The organism is Corynebacterium massiliense DSM 45435 (genome assembly GCF_028609805.1).
In the GTDB taxonomy this organism is placed as follows: domain Bacteria; phylum Actinomycetota; class Actinomycetes; order Mycobacteriales; family Mycobacteriaceae; genus Corynebacterium; species Corynebacterium massiliense.
This window is the reverse complement of sequence record NZ_CP063189.1, coordinates 1,001,588-1,023,830: the sequence shown is the minus strand read 5'-3', so window position 1 is coordinate 1,023,830 and position 22,243 is coordinate 1,001,588. Positions and strand designations below refer to the sequence as shown.

The 22,243-nt window shown below is 62.2% G+C and carries 17 protein-coding genes and 3 pseudogenes; 6 read left to right on the top strand and 14 right to left on the bottom strand.

The features are described 5' to 3' along the window. Positions 1 to 361: 361 nt before the first annotated feature. Positions 362 to 1,594, top strand: coding sequence for a hypothetical protein (locus tag CMASS_RS04845; RefSeq protein ID WP_156831827.1), 1,233 nt, complete (start codon positions 362 to 364; stop codon positions 1,592 to 1,594). 29 nt (positions 1,595 to 1,623) lie between these two features. Here CMASS_RS04845 and CMASS_RS04840 read toward each other — a convergent pair. Both CMASS_RS04840 and CMASS_RS04835 read right to left on the bottom strand, forming a co-directional pair. Next, positions 1,624 to 2,818: pseudogene (locus CMASS_RS04840) on the bottom strand (IS3 family transposase). A gap of 672 nt (positions 2,819 to 3,490) precedes the next feature. Beyond that, positions 3,491 to 4,135 carry a DUF6973 domain-containing protein gene (locus CMASS_RS04835; protein WP_156831828.1) on the bottom strand — a complete coding sequence of 215 codons (645 nt, stop codon included), beginning with the start codon at positions 4,133 to 4,135 and terminating at the stop codon, positions 3,491 to 3,493. Positions 4,136 to 4,799: 664 nt separating this feature from the next. Between CMASS_RS04835 and CMASS_RS04830 the strand changes: the two genes are divergently transcribed. From CMASS_RS04830 to CMASS_RS04820, 3 genes are read left to right on the top strand one after another with little or no spacing between them, the layout of a single operon-like run. Then, the gene (locus tag CMASS_RS04830) at positions 4,800 to 5,978 is read left to right on the top strand and encodes an IS256-like element IS1249 family transposase (RefSeq protein WP_005323424.1); all 1,179 of its coding nucleotides are present in this window, start codon (positions 4,800 to 4,802) and stop codon (positions 5,976 to 5,978) included. 31 nt (positions 5,979 to 6,009) lie between these two features. Next, a complete protein-coding gene (locus CMASS_RS04825) occupies positions 6,010 to 7,185 on the top strand; it encodes an MFS transporter (RefSeq protein ID WP_022862395.1) in 1,176 nt (391 codons plus the stop codon). A 5-nt stretch (positions 7,186 to 7,190) separates the two neighbouring features. Further along, positions 7,191 to 8,036, top strand: a complete 846-nt coding sequence (locus CMASS_RS04820; protein WP_022862396.1) for a helix-turn-helix domain-containing protein — start codon at positions 7,191 to 7,193, stop codon at positions 8,034 to 8,036. Here CMASS_RS04820 and CMASS_RS04815 read toward each other — a convergent pair. The 10 genes and pseudogenes from CMASS_RS04815 to CMASS_RS04770 all read right to left on the bottom strand — a co-directional run bounded on the left by CMASS_RS04815 (position 8,033) and on the right by CMASS_RS04770 (position 17,951). After that, positions 8,033 to 8,356: a hypothetical protein gene (locus tag CMASS_RS04815; protein WP_273665909.1), complete on the bottom strand. Its 324-nt coding sequence runs from the start codon at positions 8,354 to 8,356 to the stop codon at positions 8,033 to 8,035. The two genes, CMASS_RS04820 and CMASS_RS04815, sit on opposite strands and share 4 nt — an antisense overlap. Before the next feature lie 106 nt (positions 8,357 to 8,462). Next, a pseudogene (locus tag CMASS_RS10325) lies at positions 8,463 to 9,155 on the bottom strand (MFS transporter); the annotation flags it as partial. Positions 9,156 to 9,263: 108 nt separating this feature from the next. Further along, positions 9,264 to 10,706: pseudogene (locus tag CMASS_RS04805) on the bottom strand (FAD/NAD(P)-binding protein). 166 nt (positions 10,707 to 10,872) lie between these two features. Further along, positions 10,873 to 11,622 (bottom strand): sulfite exporter TauE/SafE family protein, encoded by a 750-nt coding sequence (locus CMASS_RS04800; protein ID WP_027018526.1) that lies wholly within the window; start codon positions 11,620 to 11,622, stop codon positions 10,873 to 10,875. Next, the gene (gene coaD, locus CMASS_RS04795; RefSeq protein ID WP_022862401.1) at positions 11,619 to 12,092 is read right to left on the bottom strand and encodes a pantetheine-phosphate adenylyltransferase; all 474 of its coding nucleotides are present in this window, start codon (positions 12,090 to 12,092) and stop codon (positions 11,619 to 11,621) included. The genes CMASS_RS04800 and coaD overlap by 4 nt, the downstream gene beginning before the upstream one ends. After that, positions 12,089 to 12,661 (bottom strand): 16S rRNA (guanine(966)-N(2))-methyltransferase RsmD, encoded by a 573-nt coding sequence (gene rsmD / locus CMASS_RS04790; RefSeq protein WP_022862402.1) that lies wholly within the window; start codon positions 12,659 to 12,661, stop codon positions 12,089 to 12,091. The genes coaD and rsmD overlap by 4 nt, the downstream gene beginning before the upstream one ends. Positions 12,662 to 12,708: 47 nt before the next feature. Next, on the bottom strand, positions 12,709 to 14,796 hold the full coding sequence (locus tag CMASS_RS04785; protein WP_022862403.1) for an ATP-dependent DNA helicase RecG: 2,088 nt from the start codon (positions 14,794 to 14,796) through the stop codon (positions 12,709 to 12,711). Between the two features lie 3 nt (positions 14,797 to 14,799). Further along, positions 14,800 to 16,350 (bottom strand): DAK2 domain-containing protein, encoded by a 1,551-nt coding sequence (locus CMASS_RS04780; protein ID WP_022862404.1) that lies wholly within the window; start codon positions 16,348 to 16,350, stop codon positions 14,800 to 14,802. 12 nt (positions 16,351 to 16,362) lie between these two features. Further along, positions 16,363 to 17,007: a uracil-DNA glycosylase gene (locus tag CMASS_RS04775; RefSeq protein WP_022862405.1), complete on the bottom strand. Its 645-nt coding sequence runs from the start codon at positions 17,005 to 17,007 to the stop codon at positions 16,363 to 16,365. Further along, positions 17,004 to 17,951, bottom strand: a complete 948-nt coding sequence (locus CMASS_RS04770; RefSeq protein ID WP_022862406.1) for a thiamine-phosphate kinase — start codon at positions 17,949 to 17,951, stop codon at positions 17,004 to 17,006. Before CMASS_RS04770 ends, CMASS_RS04775 begins: the two co-directional genes overlap by 4 nt. 38 nt (positions 17,952 to 17,989) lie before the next feature. On the opposite strand from CMASS_RS04770, the gene CMASS_RS04765 reads away from it, so the two are divergent. Continuing rightward, positions 17,990 to 18,913, top strand: a complete 924-nt coding sequence (locus tag CMASS_RS04765; RefSeq protein WP_022862407.1) for a DUF3515 domain-containing protein — start codon at positions 17,990 to 17,992, stop codon at positions 18,911 to 18,913. Positions 18,914 to 18,954: 41 nt separating this feature from the next. On the opposite strand, the gene CMASS_RS04760 is transcribed toward CMASS_RS04765, so the two are convergent. Beyond that, positions 18,955 to 20,043, bottom strand: a complete 1,089-nt coding sequence (locus CMASS_RS04760; protein WP_022862408.1) for a D-alanine--D-alanine ligase family protein — start codon at positions 20,041 to 20,043, stop codon at positions 18,955 to 18,957. A 25-nt stretch (positions 20,044 to 20,068) separates the two neighbouring features. Then, on the bottom strand, positions 20,069 to 21,067 hold the full coding sequence (locus CMASS_RS04755) for an NAD(P)H-dependent glycerol-3-phosphate dehydrogenase (RefSeq protein ID WP_027018529.1): 999 nt from the start codon (positions 21,065 to 21,067) through the stop codon (positions 20,069 to 20,071). Positions 21,068 to 21,200: 133 nt separating this feature from the next. Between CMASS_RS04755 and CMASS_RS04750 the strand changes: the two genes are divergently transcribed. After that, a complete protein-coding gene (locus tag CMASS_RS04750; protein ID WP_022862410.1) occupies positions 21,201 to 22,199 on the top strand; it encodes a bifunctional NUDIX hydrolase/histidine phosphatase family protein in 999 nt (332 codons plus the stop codon). Positions 22,200 to 22,243: the final 44 nt, after the last annotated feature.

Here is a 22,243-nt window from a genome sequence, read left to right as displayed (position 1 = left end):
ATCTCACCCGTCGACTCACCATCACGATCGCTAACAACCACCTGCAACACCTCTCTCACTCTGCGGTGTTGCAACGACCACTAGAGCCCAATCTCAAGGTCAGGGTCTCTGCGGATAAAACTGGCATTGCAAAAGCCTCCGCAATCATGGCCGCACTCACCACCACTACTGGGCTTGTTAAAGCTAAAACCGCTATGACCGGACTGACAATGAGCCTAGGAGCCGCGGGGACAAGGACTCTGCAAATGAGGTCAGCTATGGCTATTGCAACGTCCGGTGTTCTGGCACTCGTACCAATCCTGCACACCGCCGGAAAGCAACACTACAATTCGCATCTTCACTGACGTCACTCGTCGGAACAATGGCCGTACCAACTATCGCAGCGGCAAGCACAGCGTTTGCTTCTATTGCTATCGCAATCAAGGGAATGGGCGACGCTATTGGTGCTACTGACACGAAGGGTCTGCAGGACGCGATAAATCAGTTGATTCCGTCTGCGCAGACTGCTGCTCTATCAATCCGAGACTTAAAGGATCTGTTTGATTTTTCTGGTATCCAAGAAGCATTTTTCGAACCACTCGGAAACCTTGGACAGGTTAGCGCACTGATCGGACCACTTAACGAGGTCATGCGCACACTCGCTGGAAACCTAGGCCTAGCAGCGAGCGGATTGGTGGAGTTCCTGACCACTAACACTGGTCTGACAACCATGAACGAATTGCTAAATGGCACGAAGTTTGCGGCCAATGATCTCGCGGGTGGAGTACGAAACGTTCTCAAAACAACCGTAGTGTTGGGCGCTGCTGCTCCAATTTTCAGCCGCATGATGTCACATTTTTGGAACCGACTGAGACATGGAAGAACAACACCGTCGCAGCTTTTGAATACGGTTCGCTGCAACGCTCTCTCACCGAAAAAGAAGCCACTGCCGTTTCATTTTGGAAGAATCTATCCCATCTCGGATGGGCAGATTAAAGGGATCTTTTCCGGTATCGACAAAGCGGCCGGATCAGTGAATATAAATGGTGGGTTCAGCTTCCTAGTTTTCTTGTCGCAGGTCAAAGAGTGGGTGAACTCGATGAATGGGCAACAAGCATTGCAGTCATACTTCGCCTCAGCAGCCGCACTTTTGTCCGCCATATCGCCGATTATCAGCACATTGGCTTCCATGGTGATGAATGAGCTGTACCCGTCTTTTGCTGATTTTGTTTCGCAAGCAGCACCTGGAGTTGAAGAGCTTTTCAACGGAATGGCTGAGTGTATCCAACCTATTCTCGATAAGCTGCCTGAGTTTGATGAAGCGCTTGGCGAGGTAATCGGAGCCATTGATTTAGAGTCGCTGGGCAAGACGATCGCCACAGTGGTACTACCCGTCCTAGAAACCATCGCCCCCTACAACGATGAGATCGTGATTGCAATTGGGATTCTAGTCGGAGCCATCGAAGGAATCGGCCTCGTTCTAACAGTGATCGAGGCCGGGCCTATCGCTTTGATCGTTGCCGCAATCGGAGCTGTGGTACTGGCAGTCACTACCGACTATCGAGAGCCCGAAACTTTCCAGAATATCCTAGACAGAATAGGCAACTGGGCCTGACCCCGGAAAGTAGACTCGTCGGAGGGTAGCTATGCTACTTGGCTCAATGTAGCTGAATTAAGTGCTTCGAAGTCATCGGGGGCTTGAAGGTTGCACCAGGAGTGTCGTCTGCGCGTGTTGTAGCGTATGCACCACCGGAAGACTTCCTGGCGGCAGACAATGGGATTGTCAAAGACTTTCCTATCTTGCAGAACTTCACGCTTGAAAGCGGCGTTAAATGATTCTGCCAGGGCGTTATCGGCACTTGTACCCACCGCGCCCATGGATTGGCGCACACCAAGCTGGGCGCAGTGGTCCCTAAATGCCTGTGAGGTGTACACACTGCCGTGATCGGAATGGAAGATTGCCCCGTTGAGGCTTCCACGGACTTTTCTGGCATGGGACAAAAGCTTCGATAACCAGCGATACCCGCATGCGATCCGCGAGTGCATGACCGACGAGCTTGCGCGAGTAGGCGTCGATGACCGTGGCAAGGTACATGTTCTTGCCACCCTTACACGGCAGGTACGTAATGTCACCTACGTACACGTGGTTGGGCCTGTCCGCAGTGAATTTGCGGCTTACTAAATCTGGCATGGCTCGGTGGCCAGGCTTACGCCGAGTGGTGATGCACCGACGCTGTTTCGAAAAGCCTTTAAGCCCCATGGATTTCATGATGCGTGCGACCTTCTTGTGATTGATTGGGCCGAAATCCGTATCGTCGTTGAGGCTTGCGGCGATGCGTTTAGCACCATAAAACCCGTGTTCATCATCGAAGACGGTCTTGATCTTGCACCAATAAGAGCATCGAAACACATCTTTAACCTGCGCTTTTCGCGGGTGTTGACCTATTTGTAGAACGAGGAGCGATTGCGCTTTAACACGTGCCACTTCCGCTTAACCGAGTGCTCGGTTCGGTGGTCATAGACAATCTGGAAGCGGATTACCAGCGTGTCTCTTTAAGCAAAATATTTAGCGGCCTTGCGCAGGATGTCGCGTTCCTCGCGCAGCTTCGCGTTCTCTTTTTCTAACTGGCGGATCCGCTCTGAATCAGTCATCACTTGAGCTTCATCGCGCAGGGTCTTCGTGCGGGCACGTTTGCCGGTGCCGTACTGCTTAAGCCAGGAATAAAGTGAGGAACGATTGATTCCTAGCTCTGCTGAAGCCACGTGAAGTGAGAAGGCCCTCATTATTTTCGTAGAGGGCCACAGCATCACGTTTGAACTGTTCGGAATACCTAGGCATGGTGGTAGATTACCTTTCTTCCCAACCCAACCGGGCTGGATATCAGGTGTCTACCTAACAGGGGTCAGGTCCTTGTTCTTACCGGCCATTTGGCAACACGTCGTCGATGCGTCTACTTGGTACATCAGCTTGCTCTAGCTTAGCCTCGGCGTGAGCATGGTCGCGGTATTCGGTCCAGTCTAATGGTTACTGTGGCAATGGCTCTGGAACGAATGGAAAGCGTTAGAGAGTCCTTAGCAGTTCCAAAATACGCAGAAACTTAAGTGGAAATAGGTTCTTCTGCGGTTACAGTTAGTCCCTCTAGACTTCAATCTAGAGGGGCTAACTGTAATTGGCCTTACAGCGGTTCCATATCTATAGGCTATGCGAAGTTTCCATAGCCAGAAATGGTGCTCACCCATAAGAACGCTGATACGACGAAAGCCGCAGCGAATGTGAAGGCAAAAGCACGCCATGATCGGTCGCTAAGCCGGCCCTTTTTCAACATGTAGACAGACATGACTAATACACCCAACACCACCAATGAAGGTAGAGGTAGCCCGTAGAAGACGAAAGGTATTGGAAGACATGTGGACAGGACCACTCCGCTATAAAGGGTTGCGACGCCCAAGACAATTCCAAAAAGTATTCCCGGAATGATCGTTCTTTCTTTCACAACAAATTCCTTACCAATCAGTTTATCTTGATCAGACCACCGTTTTTAGCCTTCGCATGACATTCATTAATGGCGCCCGCTTCATCTCCTTCGTGTCGCAATCCAATGTCTCGACCAATGGCATTGTTTGTTTGATCCATGTGCCCAGCTTCAGGAGAACCAGGATGGTCTGTTTCGTGGGCATCGCCAATTTTTCGTGCAAAATCTGCGTTAGCCCGGATCGTTGTCAGCGCCTGCCACACACAATTCCTATCAGCGTCCTGAATGTTATCGTTCGTTACTTTGTTTGGAAACGTTTGCGAGGAAATACGTTCCGCGTCCTTGATTGCTGATTTCGCGCGCTTACAATCATAAGGATTGGTCGCGCAGGCTGCCGCTTCATGCCTACCGATGCTGGTTCCATAATTGTCGCCGGAGTCTCGAAGGGCTGTTTTATCCCCTGTAGAGCCGGATTCATTTAAAACTTGCTGTACGATATGGTCTGGAGTCTCAGCCTTCGGATCAATGTGCTCTTTCTCACGCAGTTCAATCGTCGTCTGAGCGATGCGCTCGTAAGAGTCAGTTTCTGCTGGTGTGGCATGTGCTGGCGATGCTGCCAAAGCATTCGCCGTGACGCCAATCGATAGTAGTGCTACTGCACCCAAAGCCTTCATAGCCTTCATATTTAAGCCTTTCTCGAATCTTGATGGACTCGGCTAGTGCACCACACCCAAAGCTTCAATACAGGGTTTTGTGAGATTTTTTGGGTATTGACGTTGTCAAACCGTTGTCACAAAACGTGGCAACATAAATTACTCCCTGGCCAGACCCTTACACTACGTTAGTTGGTGTGAGTTCGAGTCTCACCAGGGGCACGCCTTTTGACCGCCGCGCAGTGTGGGTGGCGGTCTTTCGTTTTGGCTGGGGCGGCTAGCGCACGGTCCGGGGGTTAAAGGACAAAATGTGCATCTAGTCGGCGTGTCGGGGTTACCGCGTTTCACTGACTAGCTGAATGCCAGCTGGAAACGCGACTGTGCGCTGGTGCTTTATGCGCTCGTCGGGCGGGCGCGTTCACGGGGTGCGCGCTGGGTTTCTGAATTGCTTGACTGTCCTGTGCTCCGCAACGAAGAGCGAACAGGAGACTCAATGACTTCTACGGAACCACGGGCGCTTACCCGCCAGGAGAGGGTTAAGGGTCAAAAAGTGTGTCCGGAATCGCGGATTTTCACGGATTGACCTGTAGGTTTCCGGAAAGTATATGCTCCGGAAGCATATATCTAGCCCCCGACGGGAAATCCTCGGTGTGGCAGCCGTGATGTGCTATGCGCGGCGTGGTGTGGTGTCGCAATGTCGAAGAACCAACCACGCTGCCACTGCGGCGGTGAAATGAAACGCAACGGCACCACCAGCAAAGGCACCACCAGATGGCGCTGCAAACAATGCGGCGCCTCCAGCGTCAAACGTCGAAACGACATCACCAACGCGGCAGTGTTCACCCAGTTCATCGAGCATTGCACCACCGCAATATCACTCGACGACCTAGCCAAACGAAACGGTGTTAGCCGCGCCACCATGAAGCGGCGCTTCAAGTGGTGCTGGCTCGTTGATGTGCCTGACCCCACCGCCGGCCACCACAAGCGGATCTACGACCAGGTATTTCTCGATGGCACCTACACCGCCGGTGGCTGCCTGATCGTCGCGGCGACCATCGACCACGTGATCGCCTGGCACTGGTGCAAACACGAAACCACCCGCGACTACCAACTGCTGCTTGAACGCATCGAAGCCCCACTCATCGCCGTCATCGACGGCGGCCAAGGCGCATACAGCGCAATCAAAAAGTGCTGGCCGACTACGAAAATTCAACGCTGCCTCGTCCACGCCCAACGCGTGGTCCGCCGCTACACCACCACCAACCCACGCACCGATGCCGGGCGCACCATCTACCGACTTGCGCTGAAACTGACCCGGATCACCACACTGGATGAAGCCGCCGCGTGGGGTGTGCAACTGCACGAGTTTTCAACGATCTACCGGGAATGGATGAACGAGAAAACCATGATCAAAGACCCCAAAACAGGTGCATGGACCCGCGTGTGGACCCACCACAACGTGCGCAAGGCCTACAACAGCCTCAACCATCTTTGGCGGTCCGAGATGCTGTTTGTCTACCTCAACCCGCCAGCAGGAGTCCTTGCGCCCGAGCGGATCAAATCCACCACCAACAGCTTAGAAGGCGGCATCAACGCCCAGCTCAAACTGCTCGCCAGAACCCACCGCGGCAGATCAGGCGAACGACAACGCCGCATGCTGGATTGGTGGCTCTACTTAAAAACGGAACTGCCTGACGATCCAGTACGAATCGCCAGGCAGTCCGACTGGGGCCAGGGCCAACTCGCCAAAGTATCCACCCTGACCCAAACCGAGAACCAAGCCGACCACGAAACAGGACGCCCAGCCCTCTACGACAACGCTATCGACACCGACTACACCCACTCAATCGGCATTCAAAAAGGCCAAATCTAACCCCCGCGACACGCCGAGCCAGACACACATTTTGACCCTTAACCCCCAGGAGACAACCGTTTTGCTGCTGGCCGCGATACTGCCGCTTTTAGATTCCAGCCTGATTAACGTCCTTTTACCCAATGTTGCACATTCGCTAGGCGCTCCTGCCGCCACGGTGCAATGGGGAGTTTCCGGTTACCTACTAGCCGCGATGGTCGGCATAGTGGGCTCTATCCCCACACTCGCGCGGTTCGGCGCCCGCACCGTCGGCATTTCCTCGGTGGTCCTTTTCGGACTGGCGTCTGTGCTCGTCGGCGCCAGCGGGACGCCCGCCGCCTTCGTCGCCGCCCGTGTTGTGCAGGGACTGGCGTGCGGGTTCATCATGCCCGCGGTTCAGCAACTCGCCGCGGACATCGTCGGGCGATCTGGGATGCGGGCGGCACTCGCGACGGTTGGCCTCCCCGCGGTCGTGGCCCCGGCCTTCGGCCCTCTGCTCGGCGGTGTATTCGTTGGCGCCGTCGGATGGCGCGCACTGTTTTTCATCAACGTTCCCCTCGTCTTCTGCATCGGGGTCATGGGCGCGGGGCGTTTTTCGACGCAGAACGCAGCGCCCACTCGAGATACCCCGAAGGCGGCGGGGCTCGGTTTCCGGGACCTTACGCATCTTGCTCGTTCGGCCGTCTTCGTTCGAACGATGCTGGTGTGTTTCATCGTCGGGGCTGTCTTTTACGGGACACTCCTTCTTACCTCGTTGGACGTTCAGGTCCACCTGCGCGCGCCCGCATGGTGGGCCGGACTCGTGCTCGGTGTGCAAGGTGTCGGTGCATGGATCGCCCGCTCGCTGGTGAAAGGGCGGTGGAAAGACCACAACGCGTTCGGGTTGCTATCCGCCGGATTGCTAGTCGCTAGTGGTGCTATTGCTGCCATGGGATCCGTTGTTGCAGCTCCGCCTGTGCTCCTTTTCCCAGTCCTCTTCGGCGGGGCGTTCGTGCGTGGGCTCGGACTGGGCGTGTGCACGCTCCTTGCCCTGTCCAGCGTTTACGAGGTGGTCGACAGGCGCCGCACCGCTATCGCCGGATCACTGTCGCGGCTCATGCTGCAGGTCGGCGGCGCTGCCGGAACATCGCTGGCAGGCACAGGCGGGGCGGTGACAGTAGGTTTCGTGTGCCTCGCGCTCGTGGGCGCGGCGGTGAGCTGGACAACGTATCGCGCCCAGGTAGTCTAGCGGCCATGTGCGAGACCACTTCGGCGGCAGCGTTCTCGCGGCGCCTCCGGCACGCTCGTCGCGAGCGCGGCCTTTCGCAAAGCGCGCTCGCCGCGGGGATTTGCTCCCCCAGCGCCATTTCTCGGTGGGAAAAGGGACAATCGCTGCCGGATCCTTCCGTCGCCTCGGCACTCGCCCAGCGGATGGGGATCGCGGCCGAAGTTCTTACCGGCCAGGGATACGATCCACGCTTTTCGGTTTCCCCGCGCGAATTGGACAGTCTCATTGCGCTGGGTTTTGGTTCCCGCGCAAGTTCCGCCAATCCCGTTATTTCCTGGATCACCATCGCCCAGGACGTAGCCCGGTCAGCCTCCCCATGGTCGTCGCCGCAATATTCGCGCAGGCGTGTCGATGACTTGGCTATCCACGAACTCACCACGCTTCATCCCAGCGCGGCGCAGATGGCGGAACTACTCGAATCAATGGTCCACCTTCAGGAAGAGATGAACCAGACAGCCGTGACAGAACTCCTCAAGGCCATACACACCTGCGCCGACGCTCCACTCCGGGTGCGGCAAACAGCGTTGGAAAACGCCATTGCCGTGCTTGCCGATGCCCATCTGTCTACCGCTGCCACCCACGCCCTGCGGGATTCCGGTCTTTCCGAAGTCACCCACGCGGCAGTCTGTTTGGCCGATTGGCACACCTCCTCGCACTCGAAGATTCCGATCCGCACAGAGCTCTCCGCACGCGACGTGCTCATACAGCAACTCGCCTCGGCGCGTAGTGGCAAGATTGCTGCGTCCGTCGCCGCGCGCCTGGCCGCTTCCTCGACCGATTCGGTGGTGCGGCGTTTTGGGGCGGGACTTTAAGACATCGCCAAGCGCTGGCGTGCCACCATCGCAGTGACGACGACCTGCGGGACCACCAGAACCACCAGGTACGCCGGCACCGACGGAAGGTGGAGGGCGCCGACGACGGCGGAAAATGCCGCGCCGCCGGCCATCTGGAGGAAGAAGAACAGGCCGGCCGACACGCCTGGGTAGTCGAGATCGAGTTCCAGCAGCCCGGCCTGCGTATACGGGATGGTGGCGCCGACTCCCAGGAAGGTCACCGACATCGCGATGACGATGGCAAGCGGGTGGTCGCTCAGCGGGGTCGCCGCGACGGCGATGGCCGCGATAATGCCCACTGCCCCAACACCGACGCCGATGCCCACCGCGCGCGATGTCTTGGGAGCGCTTAATGATCAAGCTGCCCACCAGGTACCCAATCGCCGGGATGGCCATGAGCATGCCGTAGCACACCGCGGACTGGCCGAGGAAGTCCTGCAGGATGGTCGTCGAGCTGCTGACGAAGCCGAAGTAGGTCATCCACACGAGGGCGATAGCGGCGGCGTGCCAGCGGAAAGTTTTGTTCCCCAGCGCTTGGGCATTGGCGGCGATGAATTGTTTGAGCGTGGGAAGCTCGGGGCGCTCCGGGACGGCGTGGCCGAGGAGAAATTCGATGGTCGGAATAAGCGCGGCGGCGAAGATGGCGAGCGCGACGAACAGCCAGCGCCACGGGACGACCTGAGCGGTGAAGCCGCCGACTAGCGGGGACAGCGACGGCGTGAGGGAAATGACCATCGACATGGAGGTCAATATGTCGACGCGGGCTTCTGCGGCGAAACGGCGTTGGACGATGATGCGACACAGCACCGTCGCCGACGTGCCGCCGAGCGCCTGCAGAAAGCGACCGATTCCCAGAACCGCTACGGATGGAGCAGTCGCTGCCACCACGCTGCCTAGGGTAAAGAGTCCTAGACCCGCCGACTGCAACCGACTGGCATGGAATCTATCGGCTAAGGAGCCGGATGCGAACATGCTGAGCGCATAACCGACCATGTAGACCGTGAGAGTACCCTCCACGGTGGATATCTGGGTACCTACATCTTGGGCAATGGCTGCGTTTGAAGGATTAACGAGCGTTAATCCCAATTGCGGGACCATTACAATAGCGAGCAAAATCCAAGTCGTTGAGCCTGGCTTTTCCCGTTGTTCCGAAGACGGCTGCACCATTTAAATTTCTACCTTTCTACTTTGCACGCAAACTTAGTATCAGCCTTCCATTTGCCGGAAGTGACGCACAATTTCTTGCGCTCGATCTCGGATCTTGGAGATGCTACTTATGTAGTAGATATCACCGACGGTAACTTCGCCTAGAGCATACAAGCCCGGTTGCGCGAAACCATGAGGGCTCTTAATAAGGTTTACCGCAGGATCTATCCTCAGCCCACCGAACGGATTCTTAATCGCGATGCCCCGGTATGTTAACGATGCGAGCAAGGATCCGGCCGCACCGGCTAGGCTCCCGCCCGGCATCTTCGTCGCGTTAACGACCCTCTCGACTTCCCGCACATCCGCTTTGAGACACAAACGGAAACCACCGTGAACCGGTTCAATCTGCTGCACACCGGGCTGGATACCAAGGCGCCCATCATTCATCATTTCTGATAGTTTGCGCGCTGTCTGAGGCGGCAGCGGATTCGCTAGTGATTGAAAGCTACTGTGGTACTGTTTTAGAAATATTCTGCGAGCGCTCGCTCTCATTAAGGACCAAAGGTCGTTGATGTAATGATTCGCTATACCGACAACTGCTCTCTGTACCTCAGCATTGACCGAGTGTTGAGAAGAGTCGGCCGCGTTCCGGAATCGCTTCTCCGCTGGCATGGATAGCTCGGTGAACGTGTCTCGCATTTCACTGGGACGAATCCCCGCCGTCAGACAAATGTAATTAAGGACCTGGTCGACGTCCTCCCATTCCAAGCCCTGTCGCTGACGGGCTGTTTGGCCAATCATGCGTGTGATATCTGGATCGTAGTCAATGACTGAGGAAAAGTCCCGCACATCAGGTAACATCCCCCGTCGGGAAACCATCGTCATCTCACCCGCTGCTCCGCTGTCGTAAAATGCTGCAGCGGCATCGATTCCGCTCAGCCCAGTCCCCACGACACCTAGGCGGTGGCCCTCTGCCGTACCAATCCATTCAGAAATGGGATAAACATCTGGATGGTAGTTATCGGACCCTTCGAGCTGGTAGGGATCTCCTGGAATGCTCGTGCCAAGCGCCAGGACCACAACATCAAAGGCGTCTCGTAATACGCCTTGTCGGGTCTGAACGGTGAGGACCCACCTCCCGTCCCCTCGTTCTAGGTCGATCGCGCGTCCGTTACACACCGATACGCGGCCGCTCCACGCTTTCTCAATTGTCGAAATTTGATCGCTGAGATATTTTCCGTAAATGGATCTTGCGACGAACCCCTCCCTGTCGGCATCATCATGCGTACCGAGCCACCGCAGAAAATCGTTAGGATCTTCTGCATCAATTGACATCGCCTTGACTTAGCGGTTAAGAAGAGCCGATGATGACGGCTCTGCGTATGCCCGTCCAGGCCCAGGCGGCTGATCCGAAACGACAGTGACTTCTTCAGGGTTCCCTCTAGCTAAAGCAACCAGCACACTAATAGCCGCGGCGCCTCCACCGACAGCTGCAATTTGCATTTTCCAGTCTTCCCCCGGAATGGATGTGTTTGCGGTCACTAGCACGGTATCAAGACTGCGTTCCGCTCGCTAGATCCCTCGGTTGTAAGACAGTTAACAAAACGGGAAGGCGAGCAAATGTTTGGGCTCGGCGCTCAGCGAGCTCACCCCGCGCGGAACCCGCCGATTAGTAACCCAAGATCTGCGTGACTCCGCGTATCATCGCGCTGAGTGCGCCCAACACCGCCACGATGAGCGACAGCCGGTGCGCGTTCTCGCGGTCAATCTTGCCGGCCAGCCAGCCGCCCACGACGATGCCGGCAAACATGCCCACAAACGCCGCCGGCCAAATAACCCAATCCACCGACGCCATTCCCCCGGCACCGAAGCCGAGCTTCACCAGTACTGAAATGAGCCCGCCGACGAAGAAGATGGGCTGGAGCGTCGCGGTGTAAACATAGGTTGGCCAGCGCGCGGCCTGCGCATAGACCGCAATTACCGGGCCTGCGGCGCCCGCCAGGGTGTTCGTGAATCCGCCCAATACGCCGGCCGAGATAGCCGCGCCCGGGCCGTGCAGGACCGGCACGAACCGCTTGCCAAACGTCACCACGGCCAGCGCCGCCACCAACGCGCCGCCGACCACGATCAAAAGCGGCCCAGTATCCATGTTCGAAATCAGCAGCGCCGCCGGGATCGAACCAAAGACCATCACCGGCGCAATGAGCCAGAACCGGCGCCAGTCCACGTGGTCGCGCACCGTCATCGTCGTGACCATTGCATTGATGCACGCGAACACGTTCACCACCAAAATCCCCTGCACCGGGCCCAAGATGAGCATCAGCACCGGCCCGCCGACCAGCCCGATGCCCATCCCTGAAACGCGCTGCAGGCAGGCGCCGGCAAAGATCGTGGCGAAAATCCCCAACGCCAACATTATTCGCCGAACTTCTCCTTTATCGCCGCCACGACCGGGTCCGGCAGCAGCCCACTGACGTCGCCACCGAAGCTCGCCACCTGCTTGCACAGCGACGACGAGACGTAGCCCAGCTTTTCATTCGTGAGCAAAAAGACCGTATCGATGCCCGACAGGTGCCGGTTCATCTGCGCCATCGGCAGCTCATACTCGTAGTCGAGCGACGACCGCAGCCCCTTCACCAGCGCGTCCGCCCCGTGCGCGGTGGTGTAGTCCACCAGCAACCCGGACCAGTAGTCGACTTTCACCGACGGGTCCACGACCTCGCGGATAAGTTCCACGCGCTCCTGCACGGAAAACAAGCCCGTGTTCTTGTCGGGGTTGCCGGTGACGAGGACGGTGACGTCATCGAAAAGCGCCTGCGCCCGCCGGAAAATATCCAGGTGACCGCAGGTCACGGGGTCGAAAGAACCTGGGCAAATCGCTTTCGTCACTGCACTCCTCCGACGCGGTGATAAAGGGCCATGTCCATCCGCGCGCGACCAAACGTGCGCTTCTTCAGCTTCTGCGACGTCGGCTGGAACCCAGCCGGCCAGTCCGTTGCCGGGGAGGTTACCTCGCGTTCGATGACGACGATGGCATCATCCGCCAGGCAGGGCTCTAGCTTGGCGATGAGCTCTGCCACCTCGTCGAATTCATACGGCGGGTCCGCCAGCACCATGTCGAAGTACCCGCGCGGGGCGCTGGCCAGGTAGCTGCCGACCTTGCGCTCCTCGACGCGCACGTTTGGGTGGCCGACGACCTCCATGTTGTGGCGGATGACGGAGACGGCCGCGGGGGCGTTTTCCACTAGCACGACCTCGTCCGCTCCCCGGCTGGCCGCCTCGAGGCCGAGCGCGCCCGATCCGGCGAAAAGGTCGAGCACGCGGGTGCCCGCAAAGCCCCAGCGCACGTCGAGGGAGGAAAACAGGCCCTCGCGCGCCCGATCGGCGGTGGGCCGTGTCCCCGTCTCGGGAACTTTGATGGTGCGACTGCGGGCCTCGCCCGCGATGATGCGTGTCATGCTCTCCCCTTCCGACTGTGACCCACACACTGTAACCGATAGGCGAGCTAGGACTTGTCGAGGAACTCCTTCTCAATCTCGGGGATGTCGCTCACCAGCTCGGCGGCGAGCTGCGGGTCGCGCTCCACCAGCGCAAAGGCGTCCGCGTTGGCGCGCTCGATGAACTGCAGGTCGCGGGTGAGGTTCAACAGGCGCAGCGTGCGGTGCACGCCCGACTGGGACGTCCCCAACACGTCGCCTTCCTGACGCTGCTGTAAGTCCAGCTCGGCGAGCTCGAAGCCGCTCGCGGTCTTCGCCACCGCCTCGATGCGCTCGTACGCCGGGCTGTCCTTTTTGGCGGTGGTGTGAAACAGGCACAGCGACGCGTTGCCGCCGCGGCCGACGCGCCCGCGCAGCTGGTGCAGCTGCGAGACGCCGAAGACCTCCGACTCGCGGATGACCATCACCGTTGCGTTGGGCACGTCGACGCCGACCTCAACCACCGTGGTGGACACCAGCACGTCGATCTCGCCGCGCGCGAACATCGCCATGATCTCGTCCTTGTCGTGCAGCTTGCCGTGCAGGATGCACAGGCGCAGACCCCTAAGCGGCCCGCGCCGCAGGTAGTCGTAGACGCCCCACACGCCGCCGTCGCCTTCGATGCGCGGGCACACCACGTACGCCTGGTGGCCCGCCTGGACTTCCTCGCGCACCCGCGTCCACGCGCGCTCAATCCACCCGGGTTTCCACTCCGGCGCCACCGCCGACTGGATGGGCTTTCGCCCGCCCGGCAGCTCATCCAACGTGGAGACGGCCAAGTCGCCGAAGACCGTCATCGCAATGGTCCGCGGGATCGGCGTCGCCGTCATCACCAGCACGTGCGGGACTACGTTCCCCCGCGCTTTACCCCGCAGCTGGTCGCGCTGCTCCACGCCGAAGCGGTGCTGCTCGTCCACGACCACCATCGCGAGATCAAAAAACTCCACCGAGTCCTGGATGAGCGCGTGCGTGCCGATGACGATGTCCGCCTCGCCGGTCACGACATCGAGAAGCGCCTGCTTCTTCTCCGCCACTTTCATCGAGCCGGTCAAAAGCACGACCTTGACACCCTCCGGCACTTGCCCGGCGATCGACGTCGCGTGCTGCGCGGCGAGCACCTCCGTCGGCGCAAGCAGCGCCGCCTGTTTTCCGGCATCGACCGCCTGGAGCATCGCCAAAAGCGCCACCAGCGTCTTGCCCGAGCCGACCTCGCCCTGCAGAAGCCGCGACATCGGCGTCGCGGAGTCCAAATCCTGCGCGATCTCGCCCGCCACATTGCGCTGGCCGGCCGTTAGCTCAAACGGGAGGTTGTCGAGGAGGGCGGCGCGGGCGGCATCGTCACGCACCGGCAGCGGGCACGCCTCCCGGTCCCGCGCGTCGCGGCGGCGCAGTGCCATGACTAGCCCGACGCCTAAGGCCTCGTTGTACTTCAGCCGCCAGATGGCGCGCTCCGGGCCGGACGGGCCCGGCATGTGTACCTCGCGGATGGCCTTGTCCAGGCTCACCATCATGCGGAAATCGAGCGGCTCCGGAATCGGCGGCAGGCTCGCCAGCACCGCCTGGATGGCGGCCATGATTACCCACGACGTCAGGCCGGCCGTCGCCGGGTAGACCGGCAGCCAGTCGTTGTCGAGGAGTTTTCGGACATCGACAAGCTTGCGTATCGTCTTCATGCTGGGGCTCGCGTTTTCGGGCCGATTCCCGCGGTAGAAGGGCGGCTCGCGCAGGACGAGAAAGTCCGGGTGCTGCAGCTGGGGCCGGCCCTGGAAGAATTTGAGCTTGCCGGAAAACATCACGCGGGCGCCCTCGCGAATGACCGCGTGCTGCCAGTGGGCGCGAAAGAAGGTCACCTCGACCTTGCCGTCGACCGTGACCTTGAAAATCGGCCCCCGGGAGGTCTCCCTCCGCTTCGTGCGCGTGACGATGCCCGTGATCGTCACCGCGTCCCCCTCCTGCGCGGTGCCCAGGCCGACGTCGTTGTTGTGGTGGACCCAGGTGCGCGGGAAGTGCTCGATGAGCTCGGCGCAGGTGGTGTATCCGAACGACTTCTCGAACTTCTTCGCCAGCGAGGCGGGCAGAACCTCCGTGAGCGCCCGCTCGTCGCGCCACCCGAGCATGCCCTACTCCACCCCGATCTCGGTGCGCATCCCCGGCACGCGCAGCGCCATGACGTCGACGCCGAGCTGGGCGCTGAGCGCATCCGCGTTGACATCGAGCGGCGACAGGATGGTGATTTGCTCCCCGCCGCCGAACAGGAGGTCGCGGCAGGTGCTCATGATTGCGCCGAGCGAGTCCTCGCGGGGGCGGTCGACACGCATGGCGGCCGCCGCCTCTTCCATGGCGGCCACGGCGGCGCGGGTGTCGAGGGCGTTGTCGTCGTACACCGACATGGCAGCGATGCCGGCGACAAGCGATCCGGCGTCGATGAGGTGCCCCGCGGTGGTGCGGGTGCGGGTGCCGTTGCGCATGACTATGTCCTCGTCCCCCGCGTCCTCTACCGTATCGCCGGGGTTGATGACGCGCGCGCCTGCCGAGGCGAATAGCTCCGCCACCGGCCCGTCCGGCGCCGCCGCAAAAACCGTGCGGCGGAGGGCGGGGCGCTCGCCGGACGCTGGCGTGGGCGCGGACTGCGGGAGGGCCTCGAGGTGGATGCCGCTGACCTCGCCGCGGGCGTAGGCGGTTTCGATGACCCGGCCGGCGTCGTGCGAGTGGATGTGCACGTTGGCGTGCGTGTCGTCGGTGCGCGCGATAACTAGCGAGGTGCCCAGCTCGCGGAGCTCTTCGGCGAGCGCTTCGAGGTCGCCGCCGAAGTAGAAGACGGCTTCGATTTCCGCGTCGGCGGCGCGGGAGCACCCAGTACCGTGTGCGTCCTTCCCGTGTGCGCCGGCGCTGTGCGAGGGCAAGCGACCTGCGCCGGCGGCGCGCGCGTCGTCGTGGCGCTGCGAGCCGCGTTCTAGGAGACGGTCGAGGGGGCGAGCGTCGTAGGTTCCCTTACTGTCGGCGACGTCAAGCATCGCCGCGAGCACAAGCACGAGCCCCGCGCCGCCCGCGTCGACGACGCCGGCCTCCTGCAACGCGGGCAACTGCGCGGTCGTCTTTTCCAGCGCGGCCGTCGCCGACTCAATCGCGGCGCGCAGCACCGCGGGAAGGTCGGGTGCGTTGGCCGTTGCGTCGGCGGTCCCGGCGTTCGCGGTCTCGGTGCTCGCGGTCTCAGCGATCGCGGAGGCCGCAGCAGCTGCCTCTGCGCCCGCGGCCGCCGCCCGCAGCACCGTCACAATGGTCCCCTCCACCGGGCCGGCCAGCGCGTCCAAGACGTAGTCCACGGACGTGTTCAGCGCGTTGGAGAGAGCGGGCCCGGTCAAGCCCTCGTCCGTGACAGTGTCCGCCGTCCCCCGCAACACCTGCGAGAGCACCATCCCGGAATTGCCGCGCGCGCCGCGCACGGCCCCGCGGGCGAGGGCGTGGGCGAGGTCGTTAGACGGGGCATCGGCAGGCACGGCCGCGGCGTGTTCCACCGCGGACTGCATGGTAAACGCCATGTTGGATCCGGTGTCGGCATCGGCGACCGGAAAAACGTTGAGGGCGTTGATGTCATCGCGCCGCTCGGTGAGCACGGCAACGGCGCGTTCGGCCCAGCGGCGCAGCCCCGCGGCATCGAGAGAAATAGGCATCGCGCGATAAGTTTACAGCTGCCAGTTCACTGGCGCGGCGCCTTGGTCACGCAGGAACGCGTTGGCGCGCGAAAACGGTCGCGAGCCGAAGAAGCTGTACCGCGCCGCCAGCGGCGAGGGGTGCGAGGACTCAATGGTCGGCACGTCCGGGATAAAGCGCTTACACTTCTGCGCATCCCTGCCCCACAAGATCGCGACCATCTGCGGCCGATTGAGCGCGCGCATCGCGGCCTCGGTGACCACTTCCCACCCGATCCGGCGGTGGGACCCCGCATCGCCCGAGCGCACGGTGAGCACCCGGTTGAGCAGCATGACGCCCTGGTCGCTCCAGGCGGTGAGATCGCCGTCGCGCGGCGGGGTGACGCCGACATCGTCACGCAGCTCCTTATAGATATTCACCAGCGACCGCGGCGGCTTCACCCCCGGGCGAGTGGAGAAGGACATGCCCATCGCGTTGCCCGGCGTCGGGTACGGATCCTGGCCAACGATGAGCACGCGCACCGCGTCCATGGGGATGCGAAACGCGCGGAAGATATCCTCGCGCGGCGGCAGGAAGTCGTCGCGCTCCAGCACCGGGCCGATGGACGGCCATGCGGCCTCCAGCGCGGGCTCAAGCACCGGCGCCCAGGACTCGTGGTAATCAAACTCTGGAGTCAAAACGACACCCATCCTTCCTCGTAGTCGGCCGGCTTGCCGTCCAGCGTGACGCCTTCCCCCTTGAGCACGCGGCCGATGGGCCGGAACCCGCTCGGTGCGTCCTTCGCGGTGGTGACCAAAAGCGTATGGTCCTCCCCGCCGGAAAGCACCCACTTCCACGGGTCGATGCCGAGCAGTACCCCGGCCTCTTCCAGCAGTTCGTCGGGCGCAATCGCGTCTGCGTTCAGGTCCATCCGCACGCCGGAGCGCCGCGCGAAAATCCCCAGGTCCGGCACGAGTCCGTCCGAGTTGTCCGTCGCCGCCGTCGCCCCGGTCGCGCGCGCGATGACCCCGCGGCCCGGGGACAACCACGGCACGCAATGCTGGTCGATGAGCGCACCCAGCCGCTCGTGGCCCGCGGGCAGCTCGCGCCCGAACGCGCGGAGGAGGTCCAGGCCCGCCGCGGACCAGCCCAGCCGCCCGTGCGCGACAATCGACTGGCCGGCCCGCGCCCGGGTGAGCGCCAGCGCCGGCATGCTGCCGCCCAGCGCACCAATGGCCGTCACAGTCACGACTATTTCCTCACTGCGGGTGAGATCCCCGCCGACCAGCTCCGCGGTGTAGTCACCGCAGCGCGCGGCAATGCCTTCCGCCACCCCGCGGACGAACGCGACGGGCGTATCGGAAGGCGCGCTCATGGCCAACAAGGCCGCCACGGGCCGCGCGCCCATCGCCTCGATGTCGGCGAAGTTCTGCGTAATGGCCTTCTTGCCTATCTCCTCTGGCCTGGACCACTCGCGCTTGAAGTGCCTGCCTTCGACCATCGTGTCGGTAGACGCCACGGTGCGCGAGTTCGGTGGCGCGGGAAACAGCACCGCGGCGTCGTCGCCGTTGAGGGCGCTGGGGGCCGCGGCGACGATCTCGCCGATGACTTCGTGCTCGCCGGCATCCGCCAGGGTCTGCATCCAGGTGCTCCTTTACCCATCCGATACGATGAACCGCTATGAAGTCCCAATTTAACCGCTCTGCCATTTACGTCGCGCTCGGGCTCTCGATTGCGTTGGTCGTGGGCGTGTTGTTCGGGGCTAAGTGGGTCTACGACCACACAGAACTCGAGCCCGTGGCGGTCGCTCCCGTCCCGTCCGACAAGGCGGATTCCGCCGAGTGCCAGGCGTTTATCGATGCCCTGCCGGAGACCTTCCAGGGCCACCGCCGCGCCGACATCGCGGACCCGGTCCCCGACGGCGTGGCGGCGTGGGCGTCGAACTCGGTCGATTCCATCACCGCGCGCTGCGGCGTGGATCTGCCGGCGCAGTACACGGAACTGGCGCAGACGGAGAAGGCGGCCGGCGCGACGTGGCTGCCGGTTAAAGACATGACCCCGGGCTCGGGCCTGACGTCGTGGTACACGGTGGACCGCTCGCCGGCGGCGGTCATCACCACCTTCGAGGACGACGAGCCGGCGGGCCTCGACGAGGCCGTGGCGGCCCTCCCCGAATCCGAGACTAAGCCGAGCCCGGCGCCGCTTTCCCAGCTGGGTTCTGCCGAGCCGACGGGGTGCGACGCGCTTGACGATGCCCTGCCCCGCGACCTCGCCGACGACTACACCCGCGCAGATCCGGAATCGTTTGACGGCGTCGATCTTCCCGAACACACCGCGGTGTGGACCGCGCCGCGCCGCGAGCCGATCGTGCTGCGGTGCGGGGTGAAGCCGCCGGCGGGCTATAAGCCCGGCGAGCGCGTCCAGCAGGTCAACGACGTGCCGTGGTTCGAAGACACCACGCTCGCCAAGGGCACCACCTCCGGCACGTGGTACGCCCTGGGGCGCGCGACCGACATCGCGGTCTCGCTGCCGCAAGACGCGGCCGACGGTTCGCTGGTGAAACTGTCCGACGCCATCGCCGAGGCCACACCGGAAGAAAAGTAGGGCGCGGGCGCCCGCGTCACACCGCGCCGCCGCCCGGGCGCTTACTGCGCGCTGTAGACGCCCGCGTGGTGGGCCAGCGCGTTGCGCACCAGCGTGTCCAGCAGCTCCTCGTAGCTCACGCCGCTGGCCTTGAACACCTGCGGGAACATCGAAATCGGGGTGAAGCCCGGCATGGTGTTGATCTCGTTGAGCACCGGGCCGCGGTCGGTGACGAAGAAGTCGACGCGGGACAGCCCCTTGCAGTCGAGCGCCTGGAAGGTTTTGAGCGCCATGTCCTGCAGCGCCTGGGTGGTCTCCTCGTCGAACGGCGCGGGGATAGTCGGAGACACAACGTCGTCTAAGTACTTCGTCTCGAAGCCGTAAAAGCCCTCGTCGGAATCCTCGGTGCCGTTGAGTTTTGCGGGCACGGAGGCAACCACGCGCCCATCCGGGTACTGGAGCACGCCGACCTCGACCTCGTCGCCGTGGATTTCCGCCTCGACTATCACCTTGCTATCGCTTTCACGCGCAAGCTCAACCGCCGCCGGCAGGTCGGCCCAGTCGGTGACCTTGGAGATGCCGATGGACGATCCGCCGCGGGCAGGCTTCACAAAGACGGGCAGGCCGAGGCGGTCCTTCTGGGCATCGTCAAGCTCAGCGCCCTCGCGGAGGATGACCTCAGCGGTGACCGGCAGGCCCTCGGCGACCATGAGCTTTTTGGTGAATTCCTTGTCCATGCCGGCGGCGGACGAGAGCACGCCGGTGCCCACGTACGGGATACCGGAGAGTTCAAACAGCCCCTGGACGGTGCCGTCCTCGCCGAACGGCCCGTGCAGGACCGGGAAAATCACGTCAACCTCCGCGTGGACCTCGCCGCGGGTGACGTTGTAGAACTGGCCCCGCGTGTGCGGGTTGACCGACAGGGTCAGCTCCTCGTCGAATTCCACCTCGGGCATGCGACCGTCGATGATTTCCAGGCCCTCGGTGGTCCCCTTCGTCCACGCGCCGTCGCGGGTAATACCGATGGGGATGACCTCATAGGCCTGCGGATCGAGGTGCGCCATGATGGCCCCGGCGGAAACGCACGAGACCGAGTGCTCGCTGCTGCGGCCGCCGTAGACGACGGCTACCCGGATCTTCTTCGCATTCATTCGCGTCATCCTACCCGGCGGGTGACTACTCGGCCTTTTTGGATCGGCCCATCAGCGCGATGATCATGTCCGCCACCGACATCTGCTCGTGGCAGACGCCGTAGACGGCCTGCGTGATCGGCATCTCCACCCCGACCGACTCCGCGAGCCGGTAGATGGACTCCGAGGAAATAACGCCCTCGGCGACCTGGCCGTTGGTCGCGGCCTTCGCCTCCTCCAGCGTGCCGCCGCGGCCCAAGCGGAAGCCGAAAGTGCGGTTGCGCGACAGGGTGGAGTTGCAGGTCGCTACGAGATCGCCCAGGCCGGCCAGGCCGGCGAACGTCCGCTCGTCGGCGCCGAGCTTTACCCCGAGCCGCGTGATCTCCGCCAGCCCGCGGGTGATAAGCGTCGCGGCGGTGTTGTGGCCGAGCTCGCGGCCCGAGGCCATGCCGCATGCCAGCGCGATGACGTTTTTGCACGCGCCGCCGACTTCCACCCCGATGACGTCGGTGTTGGTGTACGGGCGCAAATACGGCGCGGCGACTGCGTGCTGGACTTCGCGGGCGCGCTTTTCGTCCGTGCAGGCGATGACGGTAGCCGCGACCTGCTCGTCGGCGACCTCCCGCGCCAGGTTCGGCCCGCTGAGCACGGCGATGCGCGCGGGGTCCGCGCCGGTCGTATCGGCGATGACCTCGCTCATGCGCTTACGAGTGTGCATTTCCACGCCCTTGGAGATGGACACCAGCGTGGCATCGTCAGGCACGGCGTCGCCCCACGCCTCCAGGTTCGTGCGCAGGGTCTGCGACGGCACGCCGAGCACCACGATGTCCGCACCCTGCAAAGCCTCCCGCGGGTCGGTGGTGGGCCGGACGGCCTTAGGCAGGCGGACATCGGGAAGGTAGTCGGCGTTGCGGTGGGTGCGGGCGATGGCGCTGGCAAGCTCCGCGCGGCGGGCCCACAACTGCACGTCGTTGCCGGCGTCGGCGAAGACTTTCGCCAGGGTCGTGCCCCACGACCCTGCACCCATCACGGCGACAGTAGGCATGGCGTACCTCCTTGTTCGAAACTCCCGGCCAGCTTAATGCATGCTGTTTCCGCAAGGCGCACGCACTCGATTAGGGTTTAGGGGCGTAAATTGCTGCGACATACACGTCCACCTCGGTGTAAGGAGCGCCCTCATGCCCAACGACAAGCGGATGCACGAAACCGACAAGGACAAAAAGTCCGTCTCCTACCTCAAGGGCCGCCACCAGTCCATCAGCCCGGATCCGGCGGCGGAGTTTAAAAAGACGACGCTCGCGGCCGGCGCGGTGCTCTGGCGCGGGGATCCGAAAGACCCGGAAGTGGCCGTCATTCACCGCCCGCACTACGACGACTGGTCGCTGGCGAAGGGCAAGGTCGACGCCGGGGAGTCGCTGCCGGTGACCGCGGCGCGCGAGATTGCCGAAGAGACCGGCATGGAGGTCCGCCTGGGCTCGCTTTTGGGCAAGGCCACCTACCCGGTGCAGGGCCGCACGAAGGTGGTCTACTACTGGCTCGCGGAGGTCACCGGCGGCAAGTTCAAGAAGAACGGCGAGGTCGACCAGATGAAGTGGGTCTCGCTGAAAAAGGCCCGCAAGATGGTCTCGTACGACCTAGACGAGCAGGTGCTGGACAAGGCGAAGGACGCGCTGCGCACCTCCGTGACCGCGCGGGTGCTCTACGTGCGCCACGCCCGCGCCCACAAGCGCGAGACCTGGAGCGGGGACGACAACTTGCGCCCGCTGGATAAAAAGGGCCGCCGCCAGGCGGAGATGCTCGTGCCGCTTCTGAGCGCCTACCAGCTCACGGCTATCTATTCCGCGGAGCCGGACCGTTGCCGCCAGACCGCCGCCCCGCTTGCCGATGAGCTCAGCATGCCCATCACCGTCGAGCCCGCGCTTGGCGATGCCGCGTGGGAGGACAAGCCGAAATCGGCCCGAAAAGCCTTCGACAAGGTAGTCGCCGGCGGCGGCGTGCCGGTCGTCGTGGCGCAGGGCGGGGTCATCCCGGGGATCCTGGACGCGGTCGACCCGGGCTTTTTGGCGAAGGAAGTAGACGAGCTCAAGGTGAAAAAGGCGTCGGTGTGGGTGCTGTCGTTCGCCGGCGACGAGCTCGTTGCGGCCGACTACCTGGCGAGCCCGCTGCCCGTGAAGTAGCGGGGTCCGCGGACCCCGCTCCCCGCGGTTACCGCACACCGCCG

Bases quoted from the DNA above. Each gene is read 5' to 3' on its own strand.
- CMASS_RS04830 (WP_005323424.1), top strand. From the start codon at position 4,800: ATGTCGAAGAACCAACCACGCTGCCACTGCGGCGGTGAAATGAAACGC.
- CMASS_RS04835 (WP_156831828.1), bottom strand. From the start codon at position 4,135: ATGAAGGCTATGAAGGCTTTGGGTGCAGTAGCACTACTATCGATTGGC.
- CMASS_RS04750 (WP_022862410.1), top strand. From the start codon at position 21,201: ATGCCCAACGACAAGCGGATGCACGAAACCGACAAGGACAAAAAGTCC.
- CMASS_RS04820 (WP_022862396.1), top strand. From the start codon at position 7,191: ATGTGCGAGACCACTTCGGCGGCAGCGTTCTCGCGGCGCCTCCGGCAC.
- CMASS_RS04760 (WP_022862408.1), bottom strand. From the start codon at position 20,043: ATGAATGCGAAGAAGATCCGGGTAGCCGTCGTCTACGGCGGCCGCAGC.
- rsmD (WP_022862402.1), bottom strand. From the start codon at position 12,661: ATGACACGCATCATCGCGGGCGAGGCCCGCAGTCGCACCATCAAAGTT.
- CMASS_RS04765 (WP_022862407.1), top strand. From the start codon at position 17,990: ATGAAGTCCCAATTTAACCGCTCTGCCATTTACGTCGCGCTCGGGCTC.
- CMASS_RS04785 (WP_022862403.1), bottom strand. From the start codon at position 14,796: ATGCTCGGGTGGCGCGACGAGCGGGCGCTCACGGAGGTTCTGCCCGCC.
- CMASS_RS04845 (WP_156831827.1), top strand. From the start codon at position 362: ATGGCCGTACCAACTATCGCAGCGGCAAGCACAGCGTTTGCTTCTATT.
- CMASS_RS04780 (WP_022862404.1), bottom strand. From the start codon at position 16,350: ATGCCTATTTCTCTCGATGCCGCGGGGCTGCGCCGCTGGGCCGAACGC.
- CMASS_RS04770 (WP_022862406.1), bottom strand. From the start codon at position 17,951: ATGCAGACCCTGGCGGATGCCGGCGAGCACGAAGTCATCGGCGAGATC.
- CMASS_RS04755 (WP_027018529.1), bottom strand. From the start codon at position 21,067: ATGCCTACTGTCGCCGTGATGGGTGCAGGGTCGTGGGGCACGACCCTG.